Source organism: Methylobacterium sp. CCH5-D2 (assembly GCF_001556475.1).
Classification (GTDB): Bacteria; Pseudomonadota; Alphaproteobacteria; order Rhizobiales; family Beijerinckiaceae; genus Methylobacterium; species Methylobacterium hispanicum.
This window is the reverse complement of record NZ_LSIX01000257.1, coordinates 1-12,022: the sequence shown is the minus strand read 5'-3', so window position 1 is coordinate 12,022 and position 12,022 is coordinate 1. Positions and strand designations below refer to the sequence as shown.

Annotated in this window: 15 protein-coding genes; 2 read left to right on the top strand and 13 right to left on the bottom strand. The window is 71.0% G+C overall.

Annotation, left to right across the window (positions count from 1 at the left end; all coding sequences use genetic code 11):
• The first annotated feature begins 284 nt into the window (after positions 1-284).
• A complete protein-coding gene (locus AX737_RS07005) occupies positions 285-503 on the top strand; it encodes a hypothetical protein (RefSeq protein ID WP_066920133.1) in 219 nt (72 codons plus the stop codon).
• 20 nt (positions 504-523) lie between these two features.
• On the opposite strand, the gene AX737_RS07010 is transcribed toward AX737_RS07005, so the two are convergent.
• Entirely contained in the window at positions 524-757 is a 234-nt protein-coding gene (locus AX737_RS07010; RefSeq protein ID WP_066920132.1) for a hypothetical protein, read from the bottom strand.
• Positions 758-1,027: 270 nt separating this feature from the next.
• Here AX737_RS07010 and AX737_RS07015 point away from each other — a divergent pair, with 270 nt between their 5' ends.
• The gene (locus tag AX737_RS07015) at positions 1,028-1,612 is read left to right on the top strand and encodes a PAS domain-containing protein (RefSeq protein ID WP_066920130.1); all 585 of its coding nucleotides are present in this window, start codon (positions 1,028-1,030) and stop codon (positions 1,610-1,612) included.
• Positions 1,613-1,695: 83 nt separating this feature from the next.
• Here the strand turns inward: AX737_RS07015 and AX737_RS07020 are convergent, their stop codons facing one another.
• From AX737_RS07020 to AX737_RS07075, 12 genes are all read right to left on the bottom strand, one after another.
• A complete protein-coding gene (locus tag AX737_RS07020) occupies positions 1,696-2,271 on the bottom strand; it encodes a hypothetical protein (RefSeq protein WP_066920126.1) in 576 nt (191 codons plus the stop codon).
• 63 nt (positions 2,272-2,334) lie between these two features.
• Positions 2,335-2,574 (bottom strand): hypothetical protein, encoded by a 240-nt coding sequence (locus tag AX737_RS07025; protein WP_066920124.1) that lies wholly within the window; start codon positions 2,572-2,574, stop codon positions 2,335-2,337.
• 55 nt (positions 2,575-2,629) lie between these two features.
• Positions 2,630-3,667, bottom strand: coding sequence for a formate dehydrogenase subunit gamma (locus AX737_RS07030; protein ID WP_066920123.1), 1,038 nt, complete (start codon positions 3,665-3,667; stop codon positions 2,630-2,632).
• Between the two features lie 59 nt (positions 3,668-3,726).
• Positions 3,727-4,323, bottom strand: a complete 597-nt coding sequence (fdh3B, locus tag AX737_RS07035) for a formate dehydrogenase FDH3 subunit beta (protein ID WP_066920122.1) — start codon at positions 4,321-4,323, stop codon at positions 3,727-3,729.
• Positions 4,324-4,339: 16 nt separating this feature from the next.
• A complete protein-coding gene (locus tag AX737_RS07040) occupies positions 4,340-7,282 on the bottom strand; it encodes a formate dehydrogenase subunit alpha (RefSeq protein WP_066920121.1) in 2,943 nt (980 codons plus the stop codon).
• Between the two features lie 7 nt (positions 7,283-7,289).
• Complete coding sequence (locus AX737_RS07045; RefSeq protein WP_066920119.1) at positions 7,290-7,532, bottom strand: formate dehydrogenase; 243 nt, start codon at positions 7,530-7,532, stop codon at positions 7,290-7,292.
• Between the two features lie 85 nt (positions 7,533-7,617).
• Positions 7,618-8,232: a molecular chaperone TorD family protein gene (locus AX737_RS07050; protein WP_245293404.1), complete on the bottom strand. Its 615-nt coding sequence runs from the start codon at positions 8,230-8,232 to the stop codon at positions 7,618-7,620.
• Between the two features lie 107 nt (positions 8,233-8,339).
• Entirely contained in the window at positions 8,340-9,158 is an 819-nt protein-coding gene (locus tag AX737_RS07055) for a DUF3306 domain-containing protein (RefSeq protein WP_066920113.1), read from the bottom strand.
• Positions 9,155-9,667, bottom strand: coding sequence for a DUF3305 domain-containing protein (locus AX737_RS07060; RefSeq protein WP_066920112.1), 513 nt, complete (start codon positions 9,665-9,667; stop codon positions 9,155-9,157). Before AX737_RS07060 ends, AX737_RS07055 begins: the two co-directional genes overlap by 4 nt.
• Before the next feature lie 179 nt (positions 9,668-9,846).
• Positions 9,847-10,857, bottom strand: coding sequence for a DUF6352 family protein (locus AX737_RS07065; protein WP_066920110.1), 1,011 nt, complete (start codon positions 10,855-10,857; stop codon positions 9,847-9,849).
• 5 nt (positions 10,858-10,862) lie between these two features.
• A complete protein-coding gene (locus AX737_RS07070) occupies positions 10,863-11,426 on the bottom strand; it encodes a DUF6505 family protein (protein ID WP_066920109.1) in 564 nt (187 codons plus the stop codon).
• Positions 11,423-12,022: biotin/lipoate--protein ligase family protein (locus AX737_RS07075; protein ID WP_066920107.1), on the bottom strand; the 600-nt coding region annotated here is incomplete at its 5' end. The genes AX737_RS07070 and AX737_RS07075, both read right to left, overlap by 4 nt.

Genomic DNA, 12,022 nt, shown 5'->3' with positions numbered 1-12,022 from the left:
TAAACGCGGAGGTCTGACTACGAAGTATTGAGTATGCCAGCCAACCTGGGCGTACGTTGCTCAATGTTTTCCGCAAAGCTTTGTGGTATGCGGTCCGTTCCCGCCGCCCGACTTCAGAACAGCCGTTCGGACCGCGGCCGATCCATCGCCGATCCTGGCCCGGAGCGACCTGGACGAGGCCGTAGAGCGCGAGCGGGAAACAGATTTCCAGAAACGCCGCTTCTCTTCGGGCGGGCCGCGCCATTGTTCTCATGCAACTCAAGATGCTTGCGTGAGAGGCTTCGATGGTGCTGCTCTACGCGTTCACCGCCTGGGTCGGCGGCCTCCTGACCACCGCGGCCCTCTGGGGGCCGTGCGGACCCGTCCTGGCCGTCGCGGCGGCTCCTGTGGGCGCGAGTGCGCTCACTGCCGGCACGGCACTGCTGGTCTACCTCCGGCCCGCGCGCCGCGAGCCCGCGGACCGGACGGCCGCGCCGCGTTACCGCTGGCATCCCGCACGATGACCCGCGTTCCGGGCGTCGTCTCAGCCGCGGCCCCGCACCTGCGCGGATGCGGCCTGCACGAAGGCCAGGCAGCGCTGGCGCGTTTCCGGATCCTCGATCCGGATGAAGGCCTGCAGAAGGGCGGAGGCCTCCATCAGGCTCGCTGCCGCGACATCCCGGTCCGGCCCGCGCTGATCGATCCGGCCGAGGAGGTCGGTCGCAAGCCCGAGGGCCTCGGCCACATCGTCCAGCGTGCGCTGCGCCGCAGCCGGCATCGGGGGACAGCCGTCCCGTCCGTCGCGGAACCTAGACGCGGTGGAGGTGTCGGACGAGCGCGGGTCATCTGTCTCGATCACGTGCAACCCTCGCTACGTTCTGCGTCGGCTAAGCCCGGTCCGGCGAGACATCGCGTGGACGACCTGGTCGGACAAGACGGATCTAATACGCAGACCGCTTCGCGATGGCGCGTGAAATTCGGGATATGACGGCAAGTTGATCGGCATCGCGCTGGCGTAGTCCGGTCTTGCGTCGGGGGGAGCGTGCAGATGCAGGATCATGCCGCCGGAACGCTCGGGGCGCTGGCGCTTCGAGCCGGCAGTGCCGGTCTCGTCGGGACCTGGATGTGGCGGGGCGGCGACCGTCACGTCCTTGATCGAGACGCCGCCGAACTCCTGGCGGGCGCCCAGGATCTCGCCGACATCGACCTGCCGGCGGACGCGCTGGTTCGCCACGTCCTCGACGCCGACCGCGCGGCCGTGCGGGCGGCGCTCGGCCGGAACGCCCATCAGAGCGGCCCAGTCAGCTTGGAGTACCGCGTGCGGACGCCCGATGGCGTCCGCTGGCTCCTGAGTCACGGCCGGATCTACGGGGCCCAACCCGGCGTCCCGGCCCACGGCCACGGCGTTCTGATCGATATCACGGCCCGACATGCGCCGGACCGTTTCGAAGCCCCGGAAGGCGCCGCCCTTTCGCCGCTTGAGCGGGCGGCCCGCCACGCGCTCGCCGCCCGCGAGGCGGTCGAGGAGGACGGCAGCGCATCGCTCCGGCTCCTCGTCGACATGTTCCTGCTGGAAGTCGGGCGCGTGATCGCGCGCCGCGTCGGCGCTGGTCGAGGCCGAGGGGTCAACTGACGCCACCCCCCCCGGCCCGTTCCGCCCCGCAAGCCCGGTTCCGCCCGGGCATCGCCCGACCGTCCGGTCCGGATGGGCACCCGTTATCGGGCGAAGAACTTCGGGTCGAGCGCCGCCAGCGCCAGGAGCGGCGGCGGGAGCACGACGCCGCCCACGCGCATCTCCCGCGCGGCCGCCCGGCATCCCGGTTGGTCCCCGGCCGCCGCCGCGGCCTCGATCCGCGCCACCGTCGCCGCCTGCGCCTGCGGGGTCGGTGCCGCGGCGCCCGGAGCCGGCGGGTTCTTGGCGGCCGCGTTGGCTTGCGCCAGCGCGGCCTTGCGATCGGTCGTCGCCGGTGCCGGCGCCTCGTTCTTGGTCGGGCCGCTGAGCCCCGAGTTCTGCTGCACGGCGCCGCCGGCTGCCGACGGCGTGCCCTGGCTCTGGCCGGAGGGGTTCGAGACCGCCGTCGCCTGCTGGGGCGGGGTCGCGGCCGCCTGCTTGGCCGGCTCGGGCTGCTTCACGAAGGCGAGCAGTTCCTGGCAGAGGTCGGCCGGGCGGCCGGGCGCGGCCGGAGCGGTCGCGGCCGGCACAGCTCCACTGTCCTGCGCGATGGCGGCGCCAGCCAGGAGCGTGCTCGCGAGGCTCGCGGCCAGCAGCAATTCGGTCACGGGCGTCTTCATCGGACGGGCTCTCCTATGAGGTATCGGTCCCGGCCAACCCCGGCTGGCGGAGACGCGCGGACGTCAGGACCGCTTCGGATGGGACGCGGCGCCCTCGGCCTTGCCGTGGGGCTCGCCGGCGAACTCGTCCGGGGCCGGGTCACCGTTCCAGCGGGGTCCGACGAGGTTGGTGCCCGGCTCGGAGACCCGCGCGCCGGAGGTCGCAAAGGCCTGGTAGGCGAATTTCTGGTTGCTGGTGAGCGCCAGCATGGCCGCGACCCCCAACAGGATCGCGGCGACCACGGCGGCGATAAAGGCTTTCATCGTTGCAGATCCTGGTCGGGGCGAGGGCCCCAGGTTGCGGTGCGGCGCGCGGCGATCACTCGGCCGGCGCGGGCCGGCCGCGGAGCTGCGGGCCGCTCGCCGTGCGCGCCTGCTCCTGCTCGACCCAGAGGTCGTGGTGCGCGCGTGCCCAGGCGAGATCGACCTCGCCGCTGCCCATCGCGTCGTAGGCGCCCTTCATCCCGAGCGTGCCGATGTAGATGTGGGCCAGGATGCCGGCGATGAACGCGATGCCGATCAGCGAGTGGATCACCTGCATCACCTGCATCCCGTTGATGTCGACGAGCGCGAAGGGGAACAGCATCATCAGGCCGGTGACGCTCATGGCCGCGCCGAAGCCCGCGACCATCCAGAACACACCCTTCTGGCCGGCGTTGAAGCGGTGCGCGTGCGGGTGTCCGCTGCCGATGATGCCGCCGCCGGCCTTGATCCATTCCCAGTCGATCCGGTTGGGTATGTTGTCGCGGATCCAGACCACGAACATCATCGCCACGCCGAACATGAAGGGCCATGCCAGATAGACGTGGCTGTACTTGGCCCATTGCGCCAGCGCCCCGAACGCGTCGGGGCCGATCAGCGGCATCAAAAGGCGCTTACCGAAGATGTAGTTCAGCCCCGACAGGGACAGGATGATGAAGCACACGGCCGTCATCCAGTGCGTGAAGCGCTCGAAGGCGTTGAAGCGCAGGATCTTCCGGCCCGATTCCTGACTGTGCTCGGTGATGATCCGGCCGCGCCAGAGAAAGAATAGGGCGAGGAGCCCAAGCATGCCGAGGATCGCGAGCGCCCCGATCCAGGGCAGCCAGCCCTCACGGAACATCTGGTACTCGCGCCCCTGCGGTTGGATCAGGTTGGCGGCCTTCTGGTCGGGAATGCTGATCCGGCCGGTGATCTTCGGGGCCTGCTTGAACAGGAACTCCTCGTTGACCGAGTCGGCGGTGGGCCGGGCGCCCATCGGGTTCTGGCCGTCGGCCTGGATCGGGTTCTGCGCCTGGACCGGCGCCACCGCGCCCGGGGCGGCCCAGAGCGTACCGGCCACGAGGAGCGTGCTGAGAAGCGTCAATGCCCGCCGCATCGGCGTACCTTTCGGGTCGAGGGTCAAAGAGCGCCGCGGCCTGCGCGGCGCCGGTCTCGTCAGATCGCGATGGTCTCGCGGTAGGCCGTCTTCCAGCCCCAGGCGCCGGAGCCGTAGCCGCGCTTGATCACCCGCTGCTTGTAGATCTCGGCGATCATCGCACCGTCGCCCGCGAGCAGCGCTTTGGTCGAGCACATCTCGGCGCAGAGCGGCAGCTTGCCCTCGGCGAGCCGGTTCGAGCCGTACTTCTCGTACTCGGCCGTCGAGAAGTCGGGCTCGGGGCCGCCGGAGCAGTAGGTGCACTTGTCCATCTTGCCGCGCGAGCCGAAGTTGCCGACGCGCGGATATTGCGGCGCGCCGAACGGGCAGGCGTAGAAGCAGTATCCGCAGCCGATGCAGATATCCTTGGAGTGCAGCACCACGGCGTCGGCCGTGGTGTAGAAGCAGTTCACCGGGCACACGGCCGCGCAGGGCGCGTCGGTGCAGTGCATGCAGGCCATCGAGACAGAGCGCTCGCCGGGCTTGCCGTCGTTCAGGGTGACGACGCGGCGCCGGTTGATGCCCCAGGGCACCTCGTGCTCGTTCTTGCAGGCCGTGACGCAGGCGTTGCACTCGATGCAGCGATCCGCGTCGCAGAGGAACTTCATGCGGGCCATGGTCGGGTCGCTCCTCTCAGGCCGCTGCGATCTGGCACAGGGTGCACTTCGTTTCCTGCATGCCCGTCACAGGATCGAAGCCGTAGGTGGTCACGGTGTTGACGCTCTCGCCGAGCACGACTGGGTCGGTACCCTTCGGGTAGTAGTCGCGCATGTCCTTGCCCTGGTACCAGCCGGAGAAGTGGAAGGGCATGAAGGCGACACCCCGGCCGACGCGGTCGGTGACGAGTGCCTTCACCTTGGTCCTGGCACTGTTCTCCGGGCCCGAGACCCAGACCCACTGGCCGTCCTTGATGCCGCGCTCGCTCGCGTCGCCCGTGTTGATCTCGACGAACATGTCCTGCTGCAGCTCGGCGAGCCACGGATTCGAGCGGGTCTCCTCGCCGCCGCCCTCGTACTCGACGAGCCGGCCCGAGGTTAGGATGATAGGGAAGTCCTTGGCGACGTTCCGATCGACCGCAGCCTTCTGCACCGAGAAGCCGATATTGGGCACGCGCAGCTGCCGCTCGTCCGGCCGGGTCGGGTACTTGGCCACGAGATCCGGCCTCGGGGAGTAGATCGGCTCGCGGTGGACCGGCACCGGGTCCGGCAGGTTCCAGGCATTGGCCCGCGCCTTGCCGTTGCCGAAGGGCGAGACGCCGTGCTCCAGGCAGACGCGCTGGATGCCGCCGGACAGATCGGTCGCCCAGCTCACGGTGTCGGGCTTGTCGCCGCCGATCTTCAGGATCGTGGCGAGCTCGTCGGCCGTAAGGTCCTTGTCCCAGCCTAGCTTTTTGAACACCCCGAAGGTGAGCTCGGGATAGCCGTCGGTGAGGTCCGAGCCCTTCGAGAACGAGTCCTCGGCGAGCAAGGTCGCCCCGTTGCGCTCGGTACCGAAGCGGGCCCGGAAGGTGCCGCCGCCCTCCTTCACGTGCATCTCGGTGTTGTAAAGGATGGCCGAGCCGGGATGGCGCAGCTCCGGCTTGCCCCAGCACGGCCACGGCAGGCCGTAATAATCGCCGCCGACCTCCGGATCGTCCTTGGGCGCGCGCAGCGTCACGAGGTCGAACTTGTGCTGATTGCGCATGTGCGCCTTCAGACGCTCGGGGCTCTGCCCGCAATAGCCCGTCGACCAGCCGCCGCGGTTGATCTCACGCAGGAGATCCTCGGCCGAGGGGATGTTGTTCTCGACCTTGATGTTCTTGAACAGTGTGTCGGCGAAGCCGAGCTTCTTCGCCAGCAGGTACAGCACCTCGTAGTCGTTCTTCGACTCGAAGGCCGGCTGCACGATCTGCTCGCCCCACTGGATCGAGCGGTTCGAGGCCGTGCGCGAGCCCTCCATCTCCAGCGAGGTGCAGATCGGCAGCAGGTAGGTGTTGTCCTGCCGGGCGTCGAGCGCCGCGAAGGTGGTCGGATGGGGATCGGCCACCACCATCAGTTCGAGCTTGTTCATGCCCTCGATGGCCTCGGGCAGCCGGGTGACGGTGTTGCCGCCGTGACCGAAGATCATGAAGGCTTTGAGCGGGCTACGCTGGTCGATCTGCTCCGGGGGGAGGTTGACGGCGTCGAACCAGCGCGTGGAGGTGATGCCGGGCGCCTCCATGTTCTCCTTGCGCGTCCGGGCCTTACGACCTGCGGCAGCGGGAACCTCGTCGAAGCGCGACTGCAGCCACTCGTAGGGAACGTCCCAGACGCGGGCCCAGTGCCGCCAGCCGCCCTCGACGAGGCCGTAGTAGAGCGGCAGCGTCGTGACATCGAGGCCGAGGTCGGTCGCGCCCTGCACGTTGGTGTGGCCGCGGAAGATGTTGGCGCCCGTGCCCGGCTTGCCGACGTTGCCGGTGGCCAGGCACAGGATGCAGAGCGCGCGCACGTTGGCGGTGCCGACCGTGTGCTGGGTCGCGCCCATGCACCAGATCAGCGTGGCGGGCTTCTCCTTGGCGAACTTCTCCGCCACGCGCCGCAGCTGCTCGCCCGGCACGCCCGAGACGCGCTCGACCTCGTCGGGCGTCCACTTGGCGACTTCCTTGCGCACGTCGTCCATCGCGTAGACGCGCTTGGCGATGAAGTCCTTGTCCTCCCAGCCGTTCTGGAAGATGTGCCAGAGGATGCCCCAGACCACCGGGATGTCGGTGCCGGAGCGGATGCGCACGTACTCGGTGGCGTGCGCCGCCGTCCGGGTAAAGCGCGGATCGATGACGATCATGTTGGCGCGGTTGATCTCCTTGCCGGACAGCACGTGCTGCAGCGAGACCGGGTGCGCCTCGGCGGGGTTGCCGCCCAGGATGATCATCGTCTTGGCGTTGCGGATGTCGTTGTACGAGTTCGTCTGGGCGCCGTAGCCCCAGGTGTTGGCCACGCCCGCCACCGTGGTCGAGTGGCAGATGCGGGCCTGGTGATCGACCGAATTCGTGCCCCAGAAGGCGCCGAACTTGCGCATCAGGTAGGCGGCCTCGTTGGTGAACTTGGCCGAGCCCAGCCAGTAGACCGAGTCGGCGCCGTTCTTCTCGCGGATCGCCTGGAGCTTGGTCCCGATCTCGTCGATCGCCTGGTCCCAGGAGACCCGCTTCCACTGCCCGCCCTCGAGCTTCATCGGGTATTTGAGGCGGCGGTCGGAGGAGACCAGTTCGCGGATGGCCGCGCCCTTGGCGCAGTGCGTGCCGCGGTTGATCGGGCTCGCCCAGGACGGCTCCTGGCCGACCCAGACGCCGTTCACGACCTCGGCCGTCACCGTGCAGCCCACCGAGCAGTGGGTGCAGATGTTCTTCTTGACCACCGTGTCGGGGCCGACCGCGGAGGAGCCGGCGGCCTCGGCCCGGCGCACCGCGCCGAGCTGGATCGTGCCGGCGGCGGCCAGCGCTCCGGCCGTCAGGCCGGACCGGCGCAGGAAGCTGCGCCGGTCGAGCACGCCGGAGGCGAGGCCCGCCGCGACCGCCTGGTGCTTGCTGCGGCTCGTCTCGCCGCTCTTGCGCTTCGTCAGCATGGCAGACTCACTTCGTGCCCGGAGCGGGGTCGGGGTTCTTCAGGAGCGTCTCGTAGCCGTTGGTCCGGTAGAACGCCTTGACGTGGTCGCTCTCCCGGTAGCGCGCCTTGGTCTCGGCGTTGCCGGGATCGTAGGCCTGCGCCTCCGTCGCGCCCATCGGCGAGGCGACCGCGGCGGCCGCCGCCACGGTGCTGCCGCCCAGCGCCCGGAAGAACTGGCGACGACCGAGTGTCTTCGGATCCTGTCGCATCGATCCATCTCCTAGAGTGGCGCTTGCCCATCGGGACAACGCGCCGCGATTCCATTCGTACCGGGCCCGGGGCCCGGTGCGGTCGTCAGGTCTCCATCCGGAAGGCTTCCGCCTCCACGTCCAGGAAGACGCGGCCGAGCCCGCCCACCGCGCGGTAGAAGCGGGCGGCCTTGGCCTGTTCGAGGTCCGCGAACAGGCGCGGTGCCCAGGGCGCCAGATGCCGGTCGAAGAAGCGCCGCTGCGCCCCCTCCTCCGCGCCGAACCGCCCGGCCGCGAGCCCCGCCATGATCTCCAGCAGGAAGGCGAGGTGATCCTCGGGCTCGCTCATTCCCTCGACCCGGGCCAGCCCGAGGGCGGCGAGGTCCTCGCGCACCCGCGCCAGCGGGCGCTCGTTGAGAAAGCCGGTGAGATAGTAGGAGGCGTAGGGCAGGAGTTCGCCCCGCCCGACCCCGATGAAGAGCTCGAAGAACTCGCGCTCGACGGCCCCGGCATCGGTCTCGGCCGCGACGCGGCGCAGCTCCGCGGTGGCGGCACCGAGCGCACCCTCCCCCGGACGAAGCGCGGCGAGCCCGTCGAGAAGCGGCTGCGCCGGCGCCCGGCCCAGCAGGACCGCGAGCAGATCGTAGTGCTCGGCGCGCAGCAGGTCGATCTCATCGACGCGCTCGGCCGTCGCCGACGCGCCACCGGCCGGACCTTCCAACGCAGACGCTACCGAACCCATCGGCCTCCCCGAGCCCGCCTCAGGAGCGGTACTTTAGACTGGTCTTAAAAAGCATTTCGATCGCTCGCAACTGGAATTTGATATTCTCAGGCCGGCCTCGCGCCGCCGTGTCGTCGCAGCCGCGGTCCCGCCATCGCCGCGGTCTCCGGCGTGGGCTGCACGGCCGCGGGCACGGTCTCGCGCGCCGGGTGCGCGAGGGCTGCTCCCACGAGGGCGGGCGCTCGATCCGGCAGGGCGGCGGGCTCGATCCCGGCCGCGTGTTCCGGGTCCGGCGCGACGGGCGCATCGCGGACATCGGCCACCTGAGGCTCGGCGCTCTGGAGCGCCGCATTCGGCGGCGCGGCATCCGGGGTTTCGGCTTCCTCCGCGGCCGCGGACCGGGATCCGTCGGGCGTCCCGGCTTCCAGTGGGCGCACGCCCACGATCCTGCGCAGCATCGCCTCGACGTCGTCGCTCGGCAGGAGGGGACCCAGGCCGGGCACGCCGCCCGGACTGTTCCAGTCGTAGGCATATTCCCGCGCCTCGCTGACGAAGTCGCGGATGGCCGGATCGATCGACCACATTCGCCTGAGCGCGGCGTTCCGCAGGACCGTCGGCACGCCGGCCCGCAGGAACGGGGCGAGGTCGCTGTCGCGCGTCAGCGTGCCGGGGTCGGGGAGCTCCGGAAGCGGGGCGTCGCTCTCCGGCGGATCGGACGACGCGGGCGCGGCTGCGGCGGCCCGCGCGTCCTCGGACGCCGCCGGCTCCCCCGCGCCGGGGTTCGCGCCGGGGTTCGCGCGGGTGTCTGCGCTGGCGTCTGCGCCGGTGTTCGCGGTGGCCTCGGCGGGGGCAACGCGCTCCGCCTGCTCGGCGGCGCGGACCGCCTGCTTCCGGCGCGTCCAGCGGCTGAGGAAGCCGTCGCTCATTGGGATCTCCCGGATCTCCCGCGCGCGGCGGGAACGCGGTGGGCGAGCGCCTCGGGGTCGGCGCGGTCGCGCTTGCGCTTCTCGAACCTGCGCTCGACGTGGAAGGCCTCGTAGAAGGCGAGCAGCTTCGCCTGCACCTCAGGCGGCATCGGCACCGCCTCGACGATCTCGCCGATGCCCTCCGCCATCGATTCGCCCTCGTACGGATCGGCCGTGACGCCGGCCACCGCGTAGGCCTCCTCGCCCGTGCCGCGGAGGGCCACCCACAGGGCCGGCCGACCGGAGACGAGGTTGTCGCGGTAATGTGCGGTCTCGGCCGGGTGCAGCGCGACCTCGTAGGAGCCGGCGTAGAACCGCGCCTCGTTCTCGGTCTCGGAGAGCTTGGTGCCGGGCGCGGCGACCGCCGCCGCCGGCAGGGCCTCCACCGGCAGCCAGGCGTGGTCGGCCCAGGGGCCCTTCAGGCGCCGCCGCGCCACGATGATGCCGACCTCGAATCGATCCTCGGGCATTGCGGAGACCTCGATGGTGACGCGTGGATGATGTGGGATCACCGATGCGGGATTGCTCGGCCCGACGTCCCGGATACCTGCGGAAGACCCGGAGCGACGGGGAGGCGATCCGGGATCGGGACGACGCGGTGCCCTGCGCCGACCTGCCGTCAGCCGACTTACTGTCAGCCGACTTGCCGTCAGCCCGCCTCCCGGCCGGCGGCCAGGGGCAGCCCGACGATGAGATTGTGGGGCTTCACCTGCAGGGTCCTGTCCTGAGGCGATGCGAGCAGCAGGTAGACCGGCCGCGCGCCGACCGCGGGCTCCACCTGCGCCGGATCGTCGAAGACGAGGCTGAAAGCCACGAGCATCCGCGCCTGGGCGGCCGCGTCGAGCGTCTCGCCGCGCCAGAGCGCGTTGCCGATGCGGGTTCCCTCGGCATCGAGCCCGACGAACCAGCGCCAGTCGGAATCCTCCAGCCGGTCGAGCGGGCTCACCCGCACCGCGGCGTTCAGCAGGTGCTGCACGAAGACCTCGATCACCCGCGCCAGCCCGGCCCGGCTGCGCGGATCGGAGCCGAGGTCGAGCGCCATGGTGAAGGCGTCGGACCGGCTCCAGTAGGTCCAGGCGTTGGCCTCGGTCAGCACGTCGAGTTCGGTGGCCGCCTCCTGCCCGAGCATCGCCACGAGGGGCGAGAGCGGCGCGCTCCCCTCGCGCGCGGCGATGACCTCGGCGTCGGCCAGCAGCACGCGGCCCTCGTGGAAGCTCACCCGCTGGGGCCGGAAGAACAGCTCGGCCGCCCGGAGCACGAAGGGGTCGTCGCAGCCGTCCAGCGCGTTGCGCAGGATCAGGTGGACGAGCTGGTTCAGGAAGAGCGACGGCACGCCCTGCAGGTTGCCGCGCACCAGCGACAGGTAGGCGGCCTCGACCGAGCGCGCGCCCAGCAGGCGGTCCCGGAAGGCGAGGATGACCTCCCAGTTCTCCCGGGCGTCCGCGTCGGCGAGCGCCGCGATCTCGCGCGCGGCGACCGGGCGGCGCGGCGCGGCCGTCAGGCTCGCGTAGAGCGCCCGCTCGGCCGCGCAGGCCTCCTCGGGCGGGACCAGCTCGGGCCGCGCCAGGTAGGCGAGGATCAGCTCGTCGGTCACCGCGAGACCGCCGCCCGCATCGCGCTGGGTGAGATGATGGCCGCTCGAGACCCAGAATTCGGTCATGATCCTCAGCGTCCCGTCGGCGTTCCGCGCAACAGGCCGACGAGGTCCGCCTGCTCCTCCGGCGCGTCCGAAGATTCGTCCTCGTCGGTCTCGACGAAGTGGAAGGCGCGCCCGTGCAGCCGGTCCGCGCCCGGGCGCTGGGAAAGGGTGCGGAACTCCTCGCGGATCTCGCCGCCCTCCGCGGTCCGGTGCATCGCCACCACGCTGCCGACCGGCAGATTGCACAGCGAGGCGGCCACGTCGATCTCCTCGCGCGCCGCTTCGCGGGCCGCCTCGCGGTCCGGCGCGCCGAGACGCGCGTGGATCTGCTCGGCCAGGGCCTCGACCGCCGCCGCCCGCTCGGCCTCGCTCGCCTCGCTCACTACGACGAGGGTGGAGAAGCCCAGCGAGCCGACGCCGACGAAGCCGGACCGGAAGGCGGCCCGGGCCTTGCCGGAGAGCGCGGCCACGTCGCTGTCGAGGAACAGGAACGAGCCCGTCACCGCCCATTCGCCGGGTTCGGCGGCCTGCGCGAAGACGAAAGTGTCGGAGGGGTCGAGCCGCAGGGTCCGGGGAAGCTTCAGGCTCACAGGCGAACGTCTCCGGTCTCGGGGTCGCGCCAGGCGGCCGTCGCGAGGGCCGCAGCCAGGGCGACCGGCTCGGTCCGCCCGTCCGGATAGGTCAGCCGCGCGGCCGCGCCGTCGAGCGCCGCGTCCGCGCCGGAGAGCCGGGCCCCGTAGCGGGCCGCGACGCGCCCGAAGCCGTCCTCGCGCCAGACCTCAAACGTCTTGGTGAGGTGGCGCGCGAAGCTCTCCGCGAACGGGCCGTGCAGGTCCGGCGGGAAGCCCTCCTCCTCCAGGGCGGTCGAGTCCGGGGTCAGGCCGGGATCGCCGGCGGCGGCCTTGGAGGCGATGAGGGTGGCGGAGAAGACGAGCCAGTCCGGCACCGCATCCTCGGCGCAGTCGTCCGGCCAGCCGAGCTGGCCGCCGCCCAGACGCGCTCCGTTGAACGTCAGGGTGCCGGGCCAGACGATCCGCACGGGGATCTCCGGCGGCCCGAAGATCCCCACCGCGTCGGCGAGCGCCGCCATGCCGGCGAAGAAGGCGCGCCGCGCCGTGCGCAGCGGCTCGTCGGGCGCGAGCACGACGGCGAGGTCGAGGAGCTCGGGACGCGCGCCGAGCAGGAG

Coding starts and splice junctions, on each gene's coding strand:
- AX737_RS07030 (WP_066920123.1), bottom strand. CDS start 3,667: ATGCGGCGGGCATTGACGCTTCTCAGCACGCTCCTCGTGGCCGGTACG.
- fdh3B (WP_066920122.1), bottom strand. CDS start 4,323: ATGGCCCGCATGAAGTTCCTCTGCGACGCGGATCGCTGCATCGAGTGC.
- AX737_RS07065 (WP_066920110.1), bottom strand. CDS start 10,857: ATGACCGAATTCTGGGTCTCGAGCGGCCATCATCTCACCCAGCGCGAT.
- AX737_RS07060 (WP_066920112.1), bottom strand. CDS start 9,667: ATGCCCGAGGATCGATTCGAGGTCGGCATCATCGTGGCGCGGCGGCGC.
- AX737_RS07045 (WP_066920119.1), bottom strand. CDS start 7,532: ATGCGACAGGATCCGAAGACACTCGGTCGTCGCCAGTTCTTCCGGGCG.
- AX737_RS07040 (WP_066920121.1), bottom strand. CDS start 7,282: ATGCTGACGAAGCGCAAGAGCGGCGAGACGAGCCGCAGCAAGCACCAG.
- AX737_RS07005 (WP_066920133.1), top strand. CDS start 285: ATGGTGCTGCTCTACGCGTTCACCGCCTGGGTCGGCGGCCTCCTGACC.
- AX737_RS07025 (WP_066920124.1), bottom strand. CDS start 2,574: ATGAAAGCCTTTATCGCCGCCGTGGTCGCCGCGATCCTGTTGGGGGTC.
- AX737_RS07010 (WP_066920132.1), bottom strand. CDS start 757: ATGCCGGCTGCGGCGCAGCGCACGCTGGACGATGTGGCCGAGGCCCTC.
- AX737_RS07055 (WP_066920113.1), bottom strand. CDS start 9,158: ATGAGCGACGGCTTCCTCAGCCGCTGGACGCGCCGGAAGCAGGCGGTC.
- AX737_RS07020 (WP_066920126.1), bottom strand. CDS start 2,271: ATGAAGACGCCCGTGACCGAATTGCTGCTGGCCGCGAGCCTCGCGAGC.
- AX737_RS07015 (WP_066920130.1), top strand. CDS start 1,028: ATGCAGGATCATGCCGCCGGAACGCTCGGGGCGCTGGCGCTTCGAGCC.